15 protein-coding genes are annotated in these 20,971 nt (G+C 65.9%); 6 read left to right on the top strand and 9 right to left on the bottom strand.

Translation table 11 applies throughout. From position 1 onward, the window contains the following. Nucleotides 1–65 precede the first annotated feature (65 nt). Complete coding sequence (locus tag CEY11_RS01775; protein ID WP_088601649.1) at nt 66–551, top strand: disulfide bond formation protein B; 486 nt, start codon at nt 66–68, stop codon at nt 549–551. A 43-nt stretch (nt 552–594) separates the two neighbouring features. Here the strand turns inward: CEY11_RS01775 and purF are convergent, their stop codons facing one another. From purF to aceE, 7 genes are all read right to left on the bottom strand, one after another. Next, nucleotides 595–2,103: an amidophosphoribosyltransferase gene (gene purF, locus CEY11_RS01780; RefSeq protein ID WP_088601650.1), complete on the bottom strand. Its 1,509-nt coding sequence runs from the start codon at nt 2,101–2,103 to the stop codon at nt 595–597. A 36-nt stretch (nt 2,104–2,139) separates the two neighbouring features. Next, on the bottom strand, nt 2,140–2,628 hold the full coding sequence (locus CEY11_RS01785) for a CvpA family protein (protein WP_088601651.1): 489 nt from the start codon (nt 2,626–2,628) through the stop codon (nt 2,140–2,142). Continuing rightward, nucleotides 2,625–3,494, bottom strand: a complete 870-nt coding sequence (locus CEY11_RS01790) for an SPOR domain-containing protein (protein ID WP_088601652.1) — start codon at nt 3,492–3,494, stop codon at nt 2,625–2,627. The genes CEY11_RS01785 and CEY11_RS01790 overlap by 4 nt, the downstream gene beginning before the upstream one ends. A 50-nt stretch (nt 3,495–3,544) precedes the next feature. Further along, the gene (gene folC, locus CEY11_RS01795; protein ID WP_088601653.1) at nt 3,545–4,840 is read right to left on the bottom strand and encodes a bifunctional tetrahydrofolate synthase/dihydrofolate synthase; all 1,296 of its coding nucleotides are present in this window, start codon (nt 4,838–4,840) and stop codon (nt 3,545–3,547) included. A gap of 290 nt (nt 4,841–5,130) precedes the next feature. Next, on the bottom strand, nt 5,131–6,906 hold the full coding sequence (gene lpdA / locus CEY11_RS01800) for a dihydrolipoyl dehydrogenase (protein ID WP_088601654.1): 1,776 nt from the start codon (nt 6,904–6,906) through the stop codon (nt 5,131–5,133). 9 nt (nt 6,907–6,915) lie between these two features. After that, a complete protein-coding gene (gene aceF, locus CEY11_RS01805; protein ID WP_088601655.1) occupies nt 6,916–8,295 on the bottom strand; it encodes a dihydrolipoyllysine-residue acetyltransferase in 1,380 nt (459 codons plus the stop codon). A 19-nt stretch (nt 8,296–8,314) separates the two neighbouring features. Then, nucleotides 8,315–11,023, bottom strand: a complete 2,709-nt coding sequence (aceE, locus tag CEY11_RS01810; RefSeq protein WP_088601656.1) for a pyruvate dehydrogenase (acetyl-transferring), homodimeric type — start codon at nt 11,021–11,023, stop codon at nt 8,315–8,317. A gap of 342 nt (nt 11,024–11,365) precedes the next feature. Here aceE and CEY11_RS01815 point away from each other — a divergent pair, with 342 nt between their 5' ends. The 5 genes from CEY11_RS01815 to CEY11_RS01835 all read left to right on the top strand — a co-directional run bounded on the left by CEY11_RS01815 (nt 11,366) and on the right by CEY11_RS01835 (nt 17,629). Beyond that, entirely contained in the window at nt 11,366–13,123 is a 1,758-nt protein-coding gene (locus CEY11_RS01815; protein ID WP_088601657.1) for a PAS domain-containing sensor histidine kinase, read from the top strand. Continuing rightward, nucleotides 13,120–13,746: a response regulator transcription factor gene (locus CEY11_RS01820; protein ID WP_088601658.1), complete on the top strand. Its 627-nt coding sequence runs from the start codon at nt 13,120–13,122 to the stop codon at nt 13,744–13,746. Before CEY11_RS01815 ends, CEY11_RS01820 begins: the two co-directional genes overlap by 4 nt. Further along, nucleotides 13,743–14,681 carry a bifunctional methylenetetrahydrofolate dehydrogenase/methenyltetrahydrofolate cyclohydrolase FolD gene (folD, locus tag CEY11_RS01825; protein ID WP_088601659.1) on the top strand — a complete coding sequence of 313 codons (939 nt, stop codon included), beginning with the start codon at nt 13,743–13,745 and terminating at the stop codon, nt 14,679–14,681. Before CEY11_RS01820 ends, folD begins: the two co-directional genes overlap by 4 nt. A gap of 147 nt (nt 14,682–14,828) precedes the next feature. Continuing rightward, on the top strand, nt 14,829–16,910 hold the full coding sequence (locus CEY11_RS01830) for a M3 family metallopeptidase (RefSeq protein ID WP_088601660.1): 2,082 nt from the start codon (nt 14,829–14,831) through the stop codon (nt 16,908–16,910). A gap of 98 nt (nt 16,911–17,008) precedes the next feature. Next, nucleotides 17,009–17,629 (top strand): SCO family protein, encoded by a 621-nt coding sequence (locus tag CEY11_RS01835; protein ID WP_088601661.1) that lies wholly within the window; start codon nt 17,009–17,011, stop codon nt 17,627–17,629. A 99-nt stretch (nt 17,630–17,728) separates the two neighbouring features. On the opposite strand, the gene CEY11_RS01840 is transcribed toward CEY11_RS01835, so the two are convergent. Next, complete coding sequence (locus CEY11_RS01840) at nt 17,729–18,415, bottom strand: Fe2+-dependent dioxygenase (protein WP_088601662.1); 687 nt, start codon at nt 18,413–18,415, stop codon at nt 17,729–17,731. Nucleotides 18,416–18,438: 23 nt separating this feature from the next. Next, nucleotides 18,439–20,655, bottom strand: coding sequence for a TonB-dependent receptor (locus tag CEY11_RS01845; RefSeq protein WP_088601663.1), 2,217 nt, complete (start codon nt 20,653–20,655; stop codon nt 18,439–18,441). Nucleotides 20,656–20,971: the final 316 nt, after the last annotated feature.

The raw sequence follows: 20,971 nt of genomic DNA on the forward strand, positions 1-20,971 counted from the left end.
CCCGGCCCCGACAGGGCGCCGGTTCCCATCGCGCCCGTTCCCATTTCCTATCACTAGCCGTCCCGATGAACCAACCCTCTTCCAAGCTGCTGCACGGCATTGCGCTGCTCAGCATACTGGCCGTGTGCGCGGCCCTGGTTTCGCAGCACGTATTCGGCATGCGCCCATGCGCCTGGTGCGTGATGCAGCGCCTGATCTACCTGGCAATCGCCGTCTGCTGCTGGCTGGGCCTGCTGCTGCGCCGCTGGCGCCCGGCCGAGACGCTGGCCACGGTGGCGGCGGCGGCCCTGGGCATATGCGGAGTCATGTCGGCCTGGTACCAGTACAGTGTGGCTTCGAACATGTTCTCTTGCGACCGCACTTTCGCCGACAAATTCATGGTGGGCCTGGGCCTGGACGCCCACCTGCCCTGGCTGTTCGGCATATTCGCGTCGTGCGCCGACGCGCGCGTCAAGGTACTGGGGGTCGAATACGCCATCTGGAGCCTGATCCTGTTCGTGCTGCTGACCCTGGCTGCGCTGCGGGCGCTGGCGCGCCCGCGCCGCGCCTGATCGAACCGCCGCAAGCCGCGCCCGCTATCCGGGCGGCAACGTATCAGGCGTCGTCGTCGCCGGCGGCGGCGCGCGCGGCTTTTTCGGCCTTAGCCTCGCCGCGCGTGCGGCTCAGGCGGTCGAGGTAGGCGGCATCGATGTCGCCCGTGATGTACTGGCCATTGAAGCAGGACGACTCGAAGCCCGTAAGCGCCGGGTTCAGGTCGCGGATCGACTGCTCGAGATCCGCCAGGGACTGATAGACCAGGCCGTCGGCGCCGATTTCCCGCGCCACTTCCTCGGGCTCGCGGCCGTAGGCGATGAGCTCCGACTGCGTGGGCATGTCGATGCCGTACACGTTGGGAAAGCGCACCGGCGGCGCGGCCGAGGCGAAGAACACTTTGTGCGCGCCGGCGGCGCGCGCCATGTCGACGATTTCGCGGCTGGTGGTGCCGCGCACGATGGAGTCGTCGACCAGCAGCACGTTCTTGCCGCGGAACTCCATATCGATGGCATTGAGCTTCTGGCGCACCGACTTCTTGCGCACCGCCTGGCCGGGCATGATGAAGGTGCGGCCCACATAGCGGTTCTTGATGAAGCCTTCGCGATAATTCAGGTTCAGGCGCGCCGCCAGCTGCATCGCCGCCGGACGCGACGAATCGGGGATGGGCATGACCACGTCGATGTCGCCCAGCCGCAGGCTGCGGGCCACATTGTCGGCCAGGTACTCGCCCATGTTCAGGCGCGCGTCATACACCGAGACGCCATTCATCAGCGAGTCGGGGCGGGCGAAATACACGTATTCGAAGACGCAGGGCGTGAACAGCGTGCCGGCCGGCGCGCATTGCCGGCTGGCGAGCTTGCCGTCGAGATCGATCCAGATGGCCTCGCCGGGCTCGACGTCGCGCACGAAGTTGAAGCCGCAGCCGGCCAATGCCACCGATTCAGAGGCCAGCATCCATTCCACGCCCTCGTCGGTTTCCTGGGAGCCCAGGCACAGCGGGCGGATGCCGTGGGGATCGCGGAACGCCACCATGCCGTAGTGGGCGATCTGGGCGATGACGGCGTAGGCGCCCTTGGCGCGGCGGTGCACGGCCTCTACCGCCCCGAACACCGCGTTCTCGTCCAGGGACACGCCATTGGCGGCCAGCTGCAGCTCGTGGGCGAAGACGTTGAGCAGCACTTCGGAGTCGGAATTGGTGTTGATGTGGCGCCGGTCGATCTTGAAAAGCTCTTCGCGCAGTTCGCGCCAGTTGGTGAGGTTGCCGTTGTGCACGAAGGTGATGCCGAACGGCGCGTTGACGTAGAAAGGCTGGGCCTCTTCGACACTGTCGCTGGAGCCCGCGGTGGGATAGCGCACTTGGCCCAGGCCGCTGAACCCGGGCAGCGAGCGCATATTGCGCGTGCGGAAGACATCGCGCACCAGGCCGTGGGCCTTGTACATATTGAAGAAATTGTCGAACGACGTGGCGATGCCGGCGGCGTCCTGGCCGCGATGCTGCAGCAGCAGCAGGCTGTCGTAGATCAACTGGTTGACGGGGCTGCAGCCTGCAACCCCAACGATTCCGCACATTTGTTCCGGTTTCCTGTGTAGACGATCTGTAGACGATCAATACGGCAGCCACGAGGCCAGCGAAGGCGGCAGCAGCAGCTTGGCCTGCTGCACCCCGCGCACGGCGGCGGGCGCCAGCCGCGCGTCGCGCCACCAGGGTTCTTTGGGCAATTCGGTATAGCCGGCGGCCGCCACCAATATGAGCACGATCAGCAAGCCGCGCAGCAGCCCGAACAGCGCGCCCAGGCCGTGGTCGGCCGGCGTCAGCCCGGTCTTGCGTATCAGAGTGTCGAGGGTCACGTTGAGCAGGCCGAGCAGCAGCAGCACCACAATAAATACCGCCCCATAGGCGGCGGCGGTACGCAAGAGTTCATTTTCCAGATAGGGGCCGAGCCACAGTGTAACCCGCGGCCCCCACCAGATGGCGGCCACGAAGGCCGCCATATAAGCGATCAGCGACAGAATCTCTTTGACGAGCCCGCGCAGCAGCCCCAAAAATGCCGACACCACGAGGATGCCGAGCACTATGTAGTCGAAGCTGGTCACTTACTGGAAATGAAGCCGTTGTCGTAGCCCAGGGCGCGCAGGCGCGCCTGTGCTGCCTGGGCGGCATCGCGCGTGGGGAAAGGCCCGACACGCAGCCGGTAGGTGGGCTTGCCGTTGACCGTACCCGTCTGGACATAGGCGTTGGTGACCCCGGCCGCCACCAGCTTTTCGCGCCGGCTCTGGGCGTCTTTGTCGGCCGTGTAAGAAGCGATCTGCAGCACGAAATTGCCGTGTGCCGCGGGCGCGGGCGCGCTCTGGGCGGGTTTGCGGCCCTCGAGCAGCGCGATGGCCACGGAACCGTCGTCGGTGCGCGGTTCGGAGTCGCCCTTCTTGGCGCGGGTTTCATGGCGCGGCTCGGGCTTGGCCTCGGGTTTGGGCTTGGCAGCCGAGTGCGCTTCGGGGCGCGCCGGCGGCTTGGCCCGGCTGGCGTCTTCGCGAGCCACGGGCGGTTCGGGTTTGGCGGCGGGCGGCGCGTCATCGACCGGGCCGGGCGCCGTGTCGGCGGGCGCCTGCGCGGCACCGCCCTGCTCTACCGTGCCCGCGGCCGGCGCACCGGCTTCAGGGGTGGCGGCTGCAACCGTGGTGCCGTCGGAAGGCTGCAAGCCGGAACCGGTTGCGGCGCCGCCCTGGCTGGAGGCCGGAGGCACCACCGCCGGCACCGCCAGCGGCGCATTGGCCTGCTTGGGCGCGGGCGTGGAATCCAGCAGCATGGGCACGATGATGACGGCGGCAAGCACCAGCACCAAGGCACCGATCAGGCGCCGGCGGGCACGGCCGCGCATTTCCTGTGCCAGAGCTTCGCTGGAGGTTCGCGTTACGGGGCGGCGGGGCGCGGCGGCGGATTCGCTGCGAGAAAACAATCCCATGGGCGGCAACCTTTATGGACAGGCTGTGCGCCTGCCCGCGTGAACATTGATCAGCGTCCAAGCTCCTGCAGCACCGGGCCGACCGTGGAAAAGGAGCCGAACACGAGAATTCTATCACCCTCGGTCGCGCGTTCACGCGCCGCAGCAAAGGCGAGCACCGGATTTGCAAAACTTGAAACAGTCACCGGGTCATCGCCCTGGGGCGGCAGCAGGCCGCGCATGATTTCGGCCAGTTGTTCGCCGGTGGCGCCGCGCGGGCCGTCGATGGTGGCGAAATACCAGTGATCGACGCGGGTAAGGAACTTGGACAGCACGCCGGCAATGTCCTTGTCCTTGAGCATGCCCACCACCGCATGGGTGTAGGGGTAATACGCCATGCCGCCCAGATTCTGCGCCAGAGCCGAGGCGGCGTGCGGATTGTGCGCCACGTCCAGCACTACGGTGGGCCGCCCCGGCAGGATCTGCAGGCGGCCGGGCAGCACAGCCTGGGACAGCCCCAGGCGCACGGCCTGTTGCGGCACCACCAGCCGATCTTCCAGGGCCTCGAGCGCGGCCAGCGCGGCACTGGCGTTGAGCAACTGGTTGGCGCCGCGCAGCGCCGGGTAGGCCAGGCCGGCACGGCGCCGCGAGCGCCCGCCGTAGGCCCATTGCTGGCGGTCGCCGGAATAGTTGAAATCCTTGCCGAAGCGCCACAGGTCGGCGCCTATGTCGCGCGCATAATCGACCAGGCTCTGCGGCGGCATGGGGTCGGCGCAGATGGCGGGACGGCCGGAGCGGAAGATATGCGCTTTTTCGTAGCCGATTTTTTCGCGCGTGTCGCCCAGCCACTCGGTATGATCGAGGTCGACGCTGGTGACGATGGAGCAGTCGGCGTCGATCAGATTGACGGCGTCGAGCCTGCCTCCCAGCCCGACTTCCAGTACGGCGATGTCCACCTCGCGCTGCTCGAACAGCAGCAGCGCCGCCAGTGTCGTGTATTCGAAATAGCTCAGGGAAATCTCGCCGCGGCCATTTTCAATGCGATCGAACTGCGCGATGATGGCGGCGTCGTCGGCGTTCTCGCCATCGACGCGGATACGCTCGTTGAAATCGATCAGATGCGGCGAGGTATACATGCCGACGCGGTAGCCGGCCGCCTGCAAGATGGCTTCCAGCATGGCGCAGGTCGAGCCTTTGCCATTGGTGCCGCCCACCGTGATCTTCACGCAAGGCAGGCGCAGTTCGAGCCGCTCGGCGACGGCGCGGACGCGCTCCAGGCCGAGTTCTATGGGTTTGCGATGCAGGGATTCCAGATAGGCGAGCCATTCCTGCAGAGTGGCTGCGGCGGTGGGTTTGGGCAGGGACATGAATCGGGTTCGGAAGAGAAAGGCCGCGGCGCGGCCACGCGGGCGCGCAAAAAATGCGGGTCTGGGGCGAGCCGAGGAAGACAGACGCAAGTGTAGCTCAGCGCGCCCCGGCGGTCTTGCTTCACCGCGGGGCACTCAGGGATAAAGCGTGGCGGCGGGCGGTGCGAGCCTGTCCGCAGCCCCGCCCAGAACATTTCCGGCCGTCCGCAGGAAAGCAAAACGCGCCCCGGGGCACGGAGTCCCCGGGGCGCGCCTGGACTGCCGGCCCTACTGCTGGCCCTACAGCCGCGCTACTTGCGCCGCGCGGGCGGCAGGTCGGTGCAGCTGCCTTCGGCCACTTCGGCCGCCATGCCTATGGATTCACCCAGCGTCGGGTGCGGGTGGATGGTCTTGCCGATATCGACGGCATCGGCGCCCATCTCTATGGCCAAGGCAATTTCGCCGATCAGGTCGCCGGCGTGGGTGCCGACGATGCCGCCGCCCACGATGCGATGGGTTTCGGCGCTGAACAGCAGCTTGGTGAAGCCTTCGTCGCGTCCGTTGGCGATGGCACGTCCCGAGGCCTGCCACGGGAACAGGCCCTTCTCGACGGCTATGCCTTCTTTCTTGGCTTCTTCCTCGGTCAGGCCCACCCAGGCGACTTCGGGATCGGTGTAGGCCACCGCCGGAATCACGCGCGCGTCGAAGTAGCTCTTCTGCCCGGCTATGACCTCGGCCGCGACGTGGGCCTCATGCACGGCCTTGTGCGCCAGCATGGGCTGGCCGACGATGTCGCCGATGGCGTAGATGTGCGGCACATTGGTGCGCATCTGCTTGTCGACTGCGATGAAGCCGCGCTCGTCGACCTGCACCCCGGCCTTGTCGGCCGAGATCCTGGCGCCGTTGGGCCTGCGCCCTACGGCCTGCAGCACCAGGTCGTAGCGCTGCGCTTCTTTGGGCGCCTTGGCGCCCTCGAAGCTGACCCAGATGCCGTCGTCACGCGCCTCGGCCCCCACCGTCTTGGTGTTGAGCATGATGTGGTCGAAGCGCCCGGCGTTCATTTTTTCCCAGACCTTGACCAGGTCGCGGTCGGCGCCCTGCATCAGCCCGGAGAGCATTTCCACCACGTCCAGGCGCGCGCCCAGGGCCGAATACACCGTGCCCATTTCCAGGCCGATGATGCCGCCGCCGACGATCAGCATCTTCTTGGGGATCGAGGCCAGTTTCAGCGCGCCGGTCGAATCGACGATGCGCTCGTCCTGCGGCAGGAAGGGCAGCTTCACCGATTCGCTGCCAGCGGCGATGATGGCGGACTTGAAGCGCACGGTCTGTGTCTTGCCTTCGGCCGTGACGGCCAGGTGCTGCGGATCGGCGAACTGGCCGTCGCCGGTAAGCACCTTGACCTTGCGCGCCTTGGCCATGCCGGCCAGGCCGCCGGTAAGCTTGGCCACCACGCCGTCCTTGAAGCCGCGCAGCTTGTCCAGGTCGACCTGCGGCTCGGCGAAGGACACGCCGTGCGAGGCCAGCGACTTGGCTTCTTCGATGACCGATACCGTATGCAGCAGCGCCTTGGAAGGAATGCAGCCGACGTTCAGGCAGACCCCGCCCAGGGTCGGGTAGCGTTCGACCAGGACTACGTTCAGGCCCAGATCGGCCGCGCGGAACGCGGCGGAATAGCCGCCGGGGCCGGCGCCCAGCACCAGCACGTCGCATTCTACGTCAGCGCTGCCGGTGTAGCTTGCGGCCGCGGGCGCGGCGGCCGGGGCCGCAGCGGCTGCCTTGGCGGGCTGCTGCGCCGCAGGCTCGCTGGCCTTGGCCGGCTTGTCTGCCGCGGCCTCGGCCGCCTGCCCGGCGGCCTCGACCGTCAGGATCACCGAGCCCTTGGAGACCTTGTCGCCCACCTTGATCAGGAGTTCGCGCACCACCCCGCCCTGCGAGGCCGGGATCTCCATCGAGGCCTTGTCGGACTCGACGGTGATCAGGCTCTGCTCGGGCTTGATGGTATCGCCAACGGCCACCAGCACCTCGATGATTTCCACCTCGGAGAAGTCGCCGATATCGGGCACGGTTATGTTTTGTGTGCTCATGCGCGGCTCCTAGAGGATGATGCGGCGGAAGTCGGCCAGCAGCCCGGCCAGGTAGGCGTTGAAGCGCGCTGCAGCAGCGCCGTCGATCACCCGGTGGTCGTAGGACAGCGACAGCGGCAGCATGAGCCGCGGCTGGAATGCCTGGCCGTCCCACACCGGCTGGTGCGACGAGCGCGAAACCCCGAGGATCGCCACTTCGGGGGCGTTGATGATGGGCGTGAACGTCGTGCCGCCGATGCCGCCCAGGGACGAAATCGAGAAGCACCCGCCCTGCATCTGCGCCGGCGACAGCTTGCCGTCGCGCGCCTGGCGCGCCAGCTCGGAGGTTTCGGTGGCGAGTTCGAGCACGCCCTTGCGGTCGGCGTCGCGGATCACCGGCACCACCAGGCCGTTGGGCGTGTCGGCGGCGAAGCCGATGTGGTAGTACTGCTTCAGGATCAGTTCGTCGCCGTCGAGCGAGGCGTTGAACTCGGGGAACTTCTTCAGCGCCGCCACTACCGCCTTGATCAGGAACGCCAGCATGGTGACCTTGATGCCGGCCTTCTGGTTCTCTTTGTTGAGCTGGACGCGCAGCGCTTCCAGCTCGGTGATGTCGGCGGCTTCGTTGTTGGTGACGTGCGGGATCATCACCCAGTTGCGGTGCAGGTTCGCGCCCGAGATCTTCTTGATGCGCGACAGCGGCTTGGCCTCGACCGGGCCGAACTTGGTGAAGTCGACCTTGGGCCAGGGCAGCACGCTCAGGCCGCCCGCGGCAACGGCGCCGGGCGCGGCGGCGGCCGCGCCGCCCGCCAGCGCCTGCTTGACGAAATTGCGCACGTCGTCCTGCGTAATGCGCTGTTTGGCGCCGGAGCCCTGCACCTGACGCAGATCGACGCCCAGCTCGCGGGCGAACTTGCGCACCGAAGGCGAAGCATGCGGCAGGTTCTTGCCGGAGGCATCGGCTTCGGGATACGAGGCCGTGGGCGAGGTGTGCTGCACCGGCGCGGAGGCCATGGCGGCGGCCGGCGCGGCCGCGGGCGCAGCGGCCGGAGCCGGTGCGGGAGCCGGGGACGGAGCCGCCGCCGCAGGAGCCGCTGCCTGCGCTGGCGCAGGTGCCGCCGCGGCTGCCGGCTCGGGTTTGGCAGCCGGCGCAGGCTCGGCCGACCCCGCCGCGGCTTCGAGCTCGAGTATCACCGAGCCTTCGCTGACCTTGTCGCCCACTTTCACCTTGACGGCCTTGACCACGCCCGCCGCGGACGAGGGTATTTCCATGGAGGCCTTGTCGGACTCCACCGTGATCAGGCTTTGCTCGGCCTTGACCGTGTCTCCGGCGCCGACCAGCAGCTCGATGATCTCGACCTCGCTGAAATCGCCTATATCGGGAACCTTGACTTCAATCACGTCGCTCATGTGGATCTCCCCCTGTTCCTCAGGCGTGTTGCGGGTTGGCTTTGTTGACGTCGATGCCGTATTTCTTGATCGCCTCGGCAACCTTCTTCAGCGGCACCGCGCCTTCGTCGGCCAGCGCCTTGAGCGCCGCCACCACCACGAAATGGCGGTTGATCTCGAAGTGCTCGCGCAGCCTGTAGCGGAAGTCGGAGCGGCCGAAACCGTCGGTGCCCAGCACCTTGAAGCCGCGGCCCTTGGGTATGTACGGCCGGATCTGGTCGCCGAAGGCCTTGATGTAGTCGGTGGAGACCACGATGGGCCCCTTGGTGTTCTGCAGCTGGCGCGTGACGTAGGGCTGCGGCGCCTCGTCGTCGAGCGGGTTGAGCGTCTGGTGGCGCTCGCAGTCGATGCCGTCGCGGCGCAGCTCGGTGAAGCTGGTGACGCTCCAGACGTCGGAGCCCACGCCCCAGTCGTCCTGCAGCAGGGTCTGGGCCTCGAGGACTTCGCGCAGGATGGTGCCCGAGCCCATGAGCTGCACCCGCAGCTTGCCCTTGCCGACGGACTTGAATTTGTACATGCCGCGCACTATGCCCTCTTCGTCGCCGGGGGTCAGGCCCGGCTGGGGATAGTTCTCGTTCATGACGGTAATGTAGTAGTAGACGTTTTCCTGGTTCTGGATCATGCGCCGCAGGCCGTCCTGCATGATGACGGCCAGCTCGTGGGCAAAGGCCGGATCGTAGGCCACGCAGTTCGGGATCAGCGAAGCCTGGATGTGGCTGTGGCCGTCTTCGTGCTGCAGGCCCTCGCCGTTCAGGGTGGTGCGCCCGGCCGTGCCGCCCAGCAGGAAGCCGCGCGCCTGCATGTCGCCGGCCGCCCAGGCCAGATCGCCGACGCGCTGGAACCCGAACATCGAGTAATAGATGTAGAACGGGATCATGATGCGGTTGTTCGTGGAATACGACGTGGCCGCCGCCATCCAGGAACTGAACGCGCCCGCTTCGTTGATGCCTTCCTGCAGCAGCTGGCCGTCGGCCGTCTCGCGGTAGTACATCACCTGGTCTTTGTCGACCGGCGTGTACTTCTGCCCTTCAGGCGCATAGATGCCGATCTGGCGGAACAGGCCTTCCATGCCGAAGGTGCGCGACTCGTCGGACAGGATGGGCACCACGCGCGGCGCCAGTTCTTTGTCGCGCAGGATCTGATTGAGCACGCGCACGAAAGCCTGCGTGGTGGAGATTTCGCGCCCCTCGGCGGTGGGCTCGAGCACCGCCTTGAAGGCTTCCAGCTTGGGCGCCTGCAGCTGTTCGTCGGCGCGCCGGCGGCGGTGCGGCAGATAGCCGCCCAGGGCCGCACGGCGTTCGTGCAGGTACTTCATTTCGGGCGAATCCGCAGCCGGACGGAAGTACGGGATTTCGTCGATCTTGTCGTCGGGTATGGGAATATTGAAGCGGTCGCGGAACTCGCGCACCGATTCCACATTGAGCTTCTTCTGCTGGTGGGTCGGGTTCTTGGCCTGGCCGACCTGCCCCATGCCGTAGCCCTTGATGGTCTTGGCCAGGATCACGGTGGGCTGCCCTTTGTGGTGCGAGGCCGCGTCGAAGGCCGCATACACCTTGTGCGGGTCATGGCCGCCGCGGTTCAGGCGCCAGATGTCTTCGTCGCTCATGCGGCTGACCATTTCCAGCAGCCGGGGATCCTTGCCGAAGAAGAATTCGCGCACATAGGCGCCGTCATTGGCCTTGCAGGCCTGGTATTCGCCGTCGACGGTTTCTTCCATGACGCGGCGCAGAATGCCTTCTTTGTCGTGCGCCAGCAGCGGATCCCAGTAGCCGCCCCAGATCAGCTTGATGACGTTCCAGCCGCTGCCGCGGAAGTCGCCTTCGAGTTCCTGGATGATCTTGCCGTTGCCGCGCACCGGGCCGTCCAGGCGCTGCAGATTGCAGTTGATGACGAAGATGAGGTTGTCGAGCTTTTCACGCGCGGCCAGGCTGATGGCGCCGAGCGATTCGGGCTCGTCCATTTCGCCGTCGCCGCAGAATACCCAGACCTTGCGCTTGCTGGTGTCGGCCAGGCCGCGCGCATGCAGGTATTTGAGAAAGCGCGCCTGATAAATGGCCATCAGCGGCCCCAGGCCCATGGACACCGTGGGAAACTGCCAGAAGTCGGGCATCAGCTTCGGGTGCGGATACGAAGACAAGCCCTTGCCGCCCACTTCCTGGCGGAAATTGTCAAGCTGCTCGTCGGTAAGATTGCCTTCAAGATAGGCGCGGCCGTACATGCCGGGCGAGGAATGGCCCTGGAAGTAGATCAGGTCGCCGCCGTGCTCGGCGGTTTCAGCGTGCCAGAAGTGGTTCTGGCCGCATTCGATCATGGTGGCCAGCGAGGCGAAGGAAGCGATGTGGCCGCCCAGGCTGCCGCCGTCGTCGGGATGGTGATTATTGGCCTTGACCACCATGGCCATGGCGTTCCAGCGTATATAAGAGCGGATGCGCTCTTCCAGCACCAGATTGCCGGGATGCGGCGGTTCCAGCCCCGGCGGGATGGTGTTGACGTAGGCCGTGTTGGGCGAAAACGGAATGTGGGCGCCGGAACGGCGCGCCAGGTCGACCAGACCCTCGATCAGGTCATGCGCGCGCTGCGGGCCTTCGCGCTCGAGCACGGCCGCCAAGGCGTCGAGCCATTCTTTGGTTTCCAGCGCCGCGTCGTCGGCGACCTCGGTGCTTGCTTGGACTTGATCGGGCGAGGACATGCGGGAGTCTCCTTGGATGCTTGCCATGATTCGGTGCGGCGATCGACCGCGCGAGATTGCACTCGGTAGCGGCGGCGGGTGAACGGGTAAACGATAAGCCGCGCGCCTCTACAACCTAAGCTATTCTAGGAAAGAGTCCAGGCCCAGGCAAGTAAAATTTCACTTTATGATATTAATTTTCATAATGCGGAAAGAATAGCCTATAGCGCCTGCTCTCGCCACACAGACTAAAATACCGGCAGCCCGTTGAATCGATACGCCGCGAGATGCCGCCGTGCTTGCGCCACGGCGCCTGCGGGCCGATTGCGGCGACTCGGCAGACCCGGCATCCCGATACGGCTTATGGCAAGTCCATCCAAGAAAACCCTCATCCCCACGACGTTCTACGACCAGGCCAAAAGCAGCCGGCGCGGCTTCTACTGGCTGACGCCGGTCATCGTGCTGGTGCTGTATCTGTGCGTGATGGGCGCATTCATCTGGCTGCAGCGGCTGCACAACGACAGCGTGATGTTCGTCACCATCGACCAGGAAACCCGCCAGCAGCGGCTCATCATGGTGGTGATAGCGCTGTCCTGCGTGATCGTGCTGAGCCTGCTGGCCCTGTGGCGCTACACCCGCTACCGCACGCGGGCCGAGGCCGCGCTGATTGCCGAAACCGGCTTCCGGCGCGCCATGGAAAACTCCATGTCGACCGGCATGCGGGTCTTCGACATGCAGGGCCGCATCGCCTACGTCAACCCGGCGTTCTGCCGCATGATAGGCTGGAACGAAGCCGACCTGATCGGCCGCACCACGCCCTTTCCCTACTGGCTGCCCGGGCGCCACGCGCAGCACCAGGAAACCCTGGATATTCTGCTGGCCGGCCGCACCCCCAGCAGCGGCCTGGAAGTCGAGGCGCAGCGCCGTGACGGCTCGCGCTTCACCGCGCGCATGTATGTCTCGCCGCTGCGCGACCCGAAAGGCGAGCAGATCGGCTGGATGACATCCATGACCGACATCACCGAGCCCAAGCGCATCCGCGAGGCGCTCACCGCCGCGCACGAGCGCTTCATGACGGTGCTCGAAGGCCTGGACGACGCCATCTCGGTGGTGGCCGACACGCCCGACGGCCTGGAACTGCTGTTCGCCAACCGCACCTACCGGCGCTTCTTCGGCGCCCAGTCCAACGGCCACGGCGAACTGCTGGGCGGACGCCTGGGGCGCTTCACCGACGAAACCGTGGAAGTCTTTTCCGAATCGGCGCAGCGCTGGTTCGAGGTGCATCACCGCATACTCGCCTGGACCGACGGGCGCCGCGTGCGCATGCAGGTGGCGCGCGACATCACCGAACGGCGCAAGCACGAAGAGGCCTCGCGCGTCCAGCAGGAAAAAATCCAGCTCACCAGCCGCCTGACCACCATGGGCGAGATGGCCTCGTCGCTGGCCCACGAACTGAACCAGCCGCTGACCGCGATCGCCAACTACAGCATGGGCGCGGTGGCGATGATCAAGGCCGGCAACATCCAGCCCGAAATATTGCTCAGCGCCCTGGAAAAGGCTGCCAACCAGGCCGAGCGCGCCGGCAAGATCATCAGCCGCATCCGCGAGTTCGTCAAACGCAGCGAACCGCGCCGCCAGCGCGTGCCGGTCACCCAAATATTGGAAAACGCCATCGGGTTCGCCGAGATCGACGCGCGCAAGCGGCAGGTGGTAATCGAAAAAACCCTGCCGCAACCCATGCCGGAAGTCATGGCCGACCCCATTCTGATCGAGCAGGTATTATTGAACCTGCTCAAGAACGGCATCGAAGCCATGGAGAAAAGCGAACACCGCATCTTGCGCGTAGTGGTCACCGACGCGCAGTCGCTGGTCGAGATCGCGGTCATCGACCGCGGCCACGGCCTGCGCGACCCCGAGCGCCTGTTCGAGCCCTTCTACAGCACCAAATCAGAGGGCCTGGGCATGGGCCTGAACATCTGCCGCACCATCATCGAATCCCATCACGGCCGCCTCTGGGCGGCAGCCAACCCCGAAGGCGGTACTATTTTCCGCTTCACACTGCCGTGCGCCGCGCCACAAGCAGCGGGCACGCCCGAGCATTCCCAGGAGTTGCATGCATGACTACACCCCAAGCCCCCGGCACCATATACATCGTCGATGACGACGAGGCAGTGCGCGATTCCCTGCGCTGGCTGCTCGAGGCCAACGGCTACCGCGTACGCAGTTTCGGCGCCGCGGAAGAATTCCTCAACGCCTACGACCCCGACCAGGTCGGGGTGCTGATCGCCGACGTACGCATGCCCGGCATGAGCGGGCTGGAACTGCAGGAAGAGCTTCTGGCGCGCCGCGCACCGCTGCCCGTGGTGTTCATCACCGGCCATGGCGACGTGCCGATGGCGGTGTCGACCATGAAAAAAGGCGCCGTGGACTTCCTGGAAAAGCCCTTCAACGAAACCGACCTGCGCACCATCGTCGCCAATATGCTGCAGCAGGCCAGCGAGCGCGTCAGCCAGGCGCAGGCCCAGAAAAGCCACCAGGCCGTGCTCAGCCGCCTGACCACGCGCGAGCAGCAGGTGCTGGAACGCATCGTGGCCGGGCGCCTGAACAAGCAGATCGCCGGCGACCTGAACATCAGCATCAAGACGGTGGAAGCCCACCGCGCCAACATCATGGAGAAACTCGAAGTGACCACCGTCGCCGACCTCATGAAGATCGCCCTGGCCAAGGCCGAGGGAACCGTATGAGCACGTCTGTCCTGCCGGCCGCACATGGCGGCTCTTCCCATCAGCAGGCCGCGCAGCGGGCGCAAGACGGCCAAAGCGCCGGGCTCGGCCGCATCATAGACGGCAAGGCCCTGTCCGAGGCGATCCGTGCCGACGTGGCGCGCCGCGCCCAGGCGCTGGCGGCGCGCGGCGTGGTGCCGGGGCTGGCGGTCGTGCTGATAGGCGACAACCCCGCCTCGCAGGTCTACGTGCGCAACAAGGCCGCGGCCTGCGAAAAGGCCGGCCTGAATTCACGCGTCTTGCGGCTGCCGGCCGACACCTCCGAGCAGGCCCTGCTCGAGGTCGTGCAGGAACTCAACCGCGACCCGGCCGTGCACGGCATCTTGGTGCAGCTGCCGCTGCCGCCGCACATGGACGCGGCCAAGGTCATAGAAACCATTGCCGCGGCCAAGGACGTGGACGGCTTCCACGTCAGCAACGCCGGCCTGCTGATGACCGGCAAGCCGCTGTTCCGGCCCTGCACGCCCTACGGCATTATGAAGATCCTCGAATCCGAGCAGGTCGCCCTGCGCGGCGCGGAGGCGGTCGTGGTGGGCGCCAGCAATATCGTCGGCAAGCCCATGGCCATGCTGCTGCTGGCCGCCGGCGCCACCGTCACCCTGTGCAACTCCAAGACCCGCGACCTCGGCGCCCAGACGCGCCGCGCCGACGTGCTGGTGGTGGCCACCGGCAAGCCCGGCATCGTCACCGGCGACATGGTCAAGCCCGGTGCCACCGTCATCGACGTGGGCATCAACCGCAACGCCGAGGGCAAGCTGGTCGGCGACGTCGACTTCGAATCGGCGCGCAAGGTGGCCGGCGCCATCACGCCGGTGCCGGGCGGGGTCGGCCCCATGACCATCGCCATGCTGCTGGTCAACACCCTCGAGGCCGCCGAGCGCAGCCTGCAACACTGAGCCCTGCCCCGGCCCGGCGTGCTGTTTGAACTTTGCCCGATGCCGTCCGGTCAATACCATTAAATCCCCTGAACCAAGCAGACGGGCCGCCTGCGGCGCCCCGGGACATCCCGGGCGCCTCGCGGCCCGCGCGAATCGCCATACGCCATGCTCCCGACATCCAATCCCCTGATGGTTCCGGCCGACGCGCCGGTCGACTACGCCGCCGTCCAGCCGGCGCACATCACCCCGGCCATAAGCGCGCTCATCGAAACCGCGCGCGCGGCCGTGGAACGCGCCGCCGACCCGGCGCTCGAGCCAGACTGGGACACGCTGGTCGCATCGGTCGAAGACGCCGGCGAACAGCTGTGGCGCGCCTGGTCGATCGCCGGCCACCTGAACGCCGTGGTCAATACCCCCGCCCTGCGCGAGGCCTACAACGCATGCCTGCCGCTGGTAACGGAATTTTCCACCTGGCTGGGCCTGCACACCGGCCTGTACGCGCAGTATCAGCGCCTGCACGACAGCGCCGCTTTTCATGAGCTATCGGCAACCCGCCGACGCATCGTCGAGCTGGCCCTGCGCGACTTCCGTCTGAGCGGCGTGCAGCTGCAAGGCGCAGACCGCGAGCGCTACGCGCGCATCTCGGAACAAGAGGCCCAGGCCTCGCAGAAATTCTCCGAGAACGTGCTCGACGCCACCGACCACTGGTCGCTGCACATCGAAGACGAGGCGCGGCTGGCGGGCATACCCGAGGACGTGCGCCAAGCGGCGCGCCAGGCCGCCAGCGAGGCAGGGCTGGCCGGCTGGAAGCTGAACCTGAAGATGCCCTGCTACCTGCCGGTCATGCAGCACGCGCGCGACCGCGCCCTGCGCGAGGCCATGTACCGGGGCTATGCCACCCTGGCTTCGGAACAAGGCGGCGATCCGGCACTGGACAATTCGCCGCTGATCGAACAGCTGCTGGAGCTGCGCGCCCAGGAAGCAGCCCTGCTGGGCTATGGCGATTTTGCCGAGCTGAAGCTGCAGACCCGCATGGCGGACAGCTCCGCCCAGGTGCTGAGCTTTCTGCGCGAGCTGGCGGCGCGGGCCCGACCCTACGCCGAACGCGACTTGGCCGAGCTGCGCGAATTCGCCGCCCAGAGCCTGGGGCTGCAAGCCCTGGAAATGTGGGACGTGCCCTATGCCAGCGAGCGTCTGCGCGAAGAACGCTACGCCTATTCCGAGGAAACGCTCAAGCCCTACTTCACCGAACCGCGCGTGCTGCAAGGCTTGTTCGGCCTGATCGAAACCGTATTCGGCGTGCGCGTGCTGCCCAGCCCCATGCCCTTGTGGCACCCCGACGCGCGCGCCCTGCGCGTCGAAACGCCGGAAGGCGAGCTGCTGGGGCATTTGCTCATGGATCTGTACGCCCGCGCCGGCAAGCAAAGCGGCGCCTGGGTCGACAGCGAGCGCAGCCGCCGCCGTGCCGGCCAGCGCCTGCGCACTCCCATCGCCTACCTGACCTGCAACTTCTCGGCCCCGCAAGGCGGCAAGCCGGCGCTGCTGACCCACGACGACGTGATCACGCTCTTCCACGAAAGCGGCCATGCCTTGCACGCCCTGCTCTCCGAGGTCGACGAGCCGGCCGCCGCGGCCTTCGCCAGCGTCGAATGGGACGCCATCGAGCTGCCTTCGCAATTCATGGAGAACTTCTGCTGGGAATGGTCGGTGCTGCACTCGCTGTCGGCGCACGTGCAAAGCGGCAAGCCGCTGCCGCGCGCGCTCTACGACAAGCTGCTGGCAGCGCGCAACTTCCAGAGCGGCATGCAGACGGTGCGCCAGATCGAATTCTCGCTGTTCGACATGCTGATCCATGGACGTGGCGCCGCGCTGCACATCCAAGGCGTGCTCGATGTGCTGGATCAGGTGCGCAAAGAGGTTGCGGTGTTGTTTCCGCCGCCCTGGCAGCGCTTTCCGCACAACTTCTCGCATCTGTTCGCCGGCGGCTACGGCGCGGGCTACTATAGCTACAAATGGGCCGAAGTGCTGTCTGCCGACGCCTACGCGCTGTTCGAGGAGCACGCCGGCCGCGCCGCAGACGGCACGCGCAACACGCTGGATCCGGAAACCGGCCGGCTGTTCCGCAAAGAGATACTGGCGGTGGGCGGATCGCGCCCCGCGGCCGAGTCGTTCCGCGCCTTCCGCGGGCGCGACCCGAGCATGGAGGCGCTGCTGCGCCACAATGGCATGAGCCCGGCCGGCCTATAATCGAGGCGACAGCCCCCGGCTGAGCGGCGCCTGCCGGCGCCCATTCTCGGCGGCGCCCGGCAGCGCGACGCCCCTCTACATATGAACAGGCCCCAGTCATGAATAACCACGGTCTGCGCTGGTTGCGCAACGCGATGCTGATCGCCCTGCTGGGCTTTGCCGGCCTGGCCTGCGCCGCCGACAGCGCCATCCACAACGTACGCGGCTTCCTGCCCGATCTGCGCTTCACGCTGGAAGGCGCCGGCAACAAGACGGTCACCCAGGCGAACTTCAAGGGCAAGACGGTCGTGCTGTTTTTCGGCTACGCCAGCTGCCCGGACATCTGCCCCACCACCATGGTGCAGCTGTCGCAGGTCATGCATAAATTAGGGGCCGAAGCCAAGAACGTGCGCATCGTCTTCGTCAGCGTCGACCCGCATCGCGACACGCCCGACAAGCTGCAGGCCTATGTAGACGCCTTCGACAAGCATGCCATCGGCCTGACCGGCACCGAAAAACAGATCGCCGACGTGGCGCGCCGCTATCGCGTGGCCTACCAGATAGAAAAGCCCAAGCCGGGCGAAGGCGACAACTATGTGGTGTCGCACAGCCGCGGCATCTACATCTTCGACGCGCAGGGCCGCGCCCGCCTGCTGGCCGCCGACAGCGAGTCGGTGCCGGCGCTCACGCACAGCCTGCAGACGCTGCTGGCGCAAACCGGCAAGGCATCGGCGGGCTGAATTTTCAAGGCTGCGGCGCAACGCGCCGGCCTGGTGCCAGCCTCCCGGAACCGCCGCGGCGCCCCATATCCCGTGCATCAGCGCCAATGAAAGGCCGCGCTACGTATCGCTCCAGATGCGCAGCAGATTGTGGTAACAAGCTACTAGGCTGCGCCGCGCCTGTACGTCGCCGCCGGTCGCACCCAGGCGCTGAATGGCATTGTCCATTTCGAACAACAGCGCACGCTGCTCGTCCGAGCGCACCAGGCTCTGCACCCAAAAAAAGCTCGCCAGGCGCGTGCCGCGCGTCACGGGCCGCACATGATGCAGGCTGGTCGCCGGGTACACCACCGCATGGCCGGCCGGCAGCTTCACCGGATGCTCGCCGTAAGTGTCCTCGACTACCAGTTCGCCACCCTCGTATTCTTCGGGATGCGTGAGAAACATGGTGACCGACACATCGGTGCGCACCCGCAGGCCATGGCCGGGCATCAGGCGTATGGCACCGTCCACGTGGCTGCCGAAATGCTGGCCGCCGGTGTAGCGGTTGAACAGCGGCGGATACGCGCGATTGGGCAGCACGGCGCTGATGAACAAAGGGTTGCGTTCGAGCGCGCCCAGCACGAGGTCGCCGAGTTCGCGCGCCAACTGCGAGCCTTCCGCGATCTGCTGATTGTCTTTTACCGGCGCGCCGGTGTAGCCGGCCGTGGCCCGGCCGTCGACCCAGGCACCGCCGCCCTGCTCGAGCCTGGCGCGCACGGCCGCCACCGTCTCGGAGTCCAGCACATCGGGAATAGAAACGATCATTGCACAGTCTACCCAGAGCTCGTTCAGAAGCGATAGTCGAGCGTGGCAAGGAAAGTACGGCCTATGCCCGGCACCGCGCGGCCACCGTCGGATTGAATAATGCCGTCATAGTAGCGTTTATCGGTCAGGTTGAGGGCATTGAGGCGTATGTCGTATTTCGCCGCGTGGTAGGCGACCATCGCATCCCAGCGTGTGTAGCCCGGCACCGTCACCAGATCGTTGTTGGCCGCGTAGCGCGAAGACATGTAGGTGGGGCCGCCGCCGATTTCCCAATGCGGCGCCACCTTGTAGGTGCTCCACAGAGTGAAGGTGTTGCGCGGCGTGTTCGCCACCGTGTTGCCTTCGGTGCCGTCATAGGCCTGGCGGATCTCGCTGTCCAGATACGTGTAGCCGCCATAGACCTGCCACTTCTTCGTGATCTGTCCCGCCACGCCGACCTGATAGCCGCGCACCCGGATCTTGCCTTCTGCCGTGTAATTGCCGTCGACGTCCTTGATGGCCGCGTTCTTCTGGTTGATCTGGAACAGGGACTGCGTCACCGACAGATTGCCGCCCAGCAGCGCCCACTTGCTGCCGATCTCGAACGACTCATTGGTGGCCGGCTCCAGCGGTTCGGTCTGGCCGCGCGTCAATGTCAGCGCTTCCAGGGATGGGTCGAACGATGTGCCATACGACACGTAATAAGATTGCCAGTCGGTCGGCTGGTAGATCACGCCGCCCCGCACGCTGGTGTAGGTGCTGGTCTGCGAGAAGTGCTCCGGGCTCGTCGTGCTGTTGTCGGTCGAGGCGTCGTAGCGATCCCAGCGCAGGCCGCCCACCAGCTTCCAATGCTGGCCCAGCGACATGGTGTCGTTCAGGTACAGGCCCAGCGAGTCCGCCGTCGCGTCGGCGCGGTTGCCGGCCACCGTGGTGGTGCCGGCGGCTCTGCCCGCATATGCTGGATCGGCCAGGGAAACAATGCCCAGAGTGCCGCTGGGCAAGCCCGGCGCGGTCGAGGTGTAGCTCTGGTTGCTATAGGTTTCGTGGCCGACGTCCACGCCGGCAATCACGTCGTGCTTCAACCAGCCCTGCCCGAACTTGCCCTCGACATCGGTGGAGTTGTAGAAGGAATGGTCGTCGATGGTGCGATCCTTGCTGGACAGCTTGACGTACAGTTGCGACATGGGCAGCGAGGTGTAGTTGCCGTTGGACAGCGCCTCCGAGGTGGCCGAGGGCCCGGTCAGCACGCTAGCCGGATTGCTCTCGCGCGCATCGGTGCCATAGTGGCTGTATTGCGTCTGGTTGCGCAGCGTGATGCCGTGATCAAAATGATGCTCGATGCGTGCCGACAGCGTCTGCACGTCCTGCACCGTGCGATCGTCGGTAAAGCCGTAAAACTTCGATTTGTCGACCGGGGCCGGCTCGCCATTGAGCGCCGGCACGCCGTAGTCGGGTTGGTCGCGGTTGTGCTGGATCAGGGCCGAAAGCGTGATCTCGGTGGGCGTCCCGATACCCAGGCGCAGCGTTGGCGCAAAGCCGTAGTCCTGGTTCTTCATGACGTCGCGGGTGCTGCCGATGTCCTGGCCGAAGCCATTGAGGCGGAACGCTGAGGTGTCCGACAGCGGCTGATTCACGTCGAAGCTGGCGCGATAGTGGTCGTCGGTGCCCACCGTGGCCGAAACCGAGGCCGCCTGCTTGAGGTTGGCCTGCTTGCTGACCTGATTGATCACCCCGCCGGTAGAGCCGCGCCCGAAGTATAGCGAAGATGGGCCGTACAGCACATCGATCGATTCCAGATCGAAGGTATCACGATAATATTGGCCGCGGTCGCGGAAGCCGTCCAGATAGATATCGGTGCGCGCGGCGAAGCCGCGCAGATTGATGTTGTTGCCGATCTGTCCGCCCTCGGCGCCGCCGATGGTGATGCCCGGCACATTGCGCAGCGCGTCCTGAAACGAGGTCGCGCCCTGCGATTGGAGCAGTTGCTTGTTCACCGAGACGACAGCCTGCGGTATGTCCATCGGGTCGGTAGGCACCTTGGCGCCGACGCTGGACTTGTCGGACTGGAATCCGGATTGCTCGGGCCGCAGGCCATACACGTTCACCGCTGGCAGTTGCGCCACGCCCGGGGGCTGCCCCTGCTGCCCCTGTGCGGAAGCGCCCGTGCTCTGCGCCGCAGCAGTCTGGGCCATGGCCGGTACGGCCGCGGGCAAGGCCAGCGCGGCCATGCAGGCGCCGGCCAGCGGATTCAATTTGAACATAATGATTCCCTATCTATCAGGCCTGCACGCCGGTGGAGTGCGGCCGCCCGGTAATCCGGCCACCCGGAAGCCATGCCTCCTGCTCTCGAGGGTGTCGCGCAACGACAAGCGGGGGTATGGGCGAGCGAGGCCCGGACAGTAGCGGCCGCAAGCACCGCTATGGGTGCCACGGGTAGGCCTTGTTATTTAATTAATGAGAATAGTTATTATTAATATCTTTAAATGATTTCTCAATAAGTTTTTCGGTAAATTGCTAAAACGTTGCTTTTTCCCATAAATACCGTGTTTTAGTGGCATCATACGGGCACTTATGTTC

The organism is Candidimonas nitroreducens (assembly GCF_002209565.1).
In the GTDB taxonomy this organism is placed as follows: Bacteria; Pseudomonadota; Gammaproteobacteria; order Burkholderiales; family Burkholderiaceae_B; genus Candidimonas; species Candidimonas nitroreducens.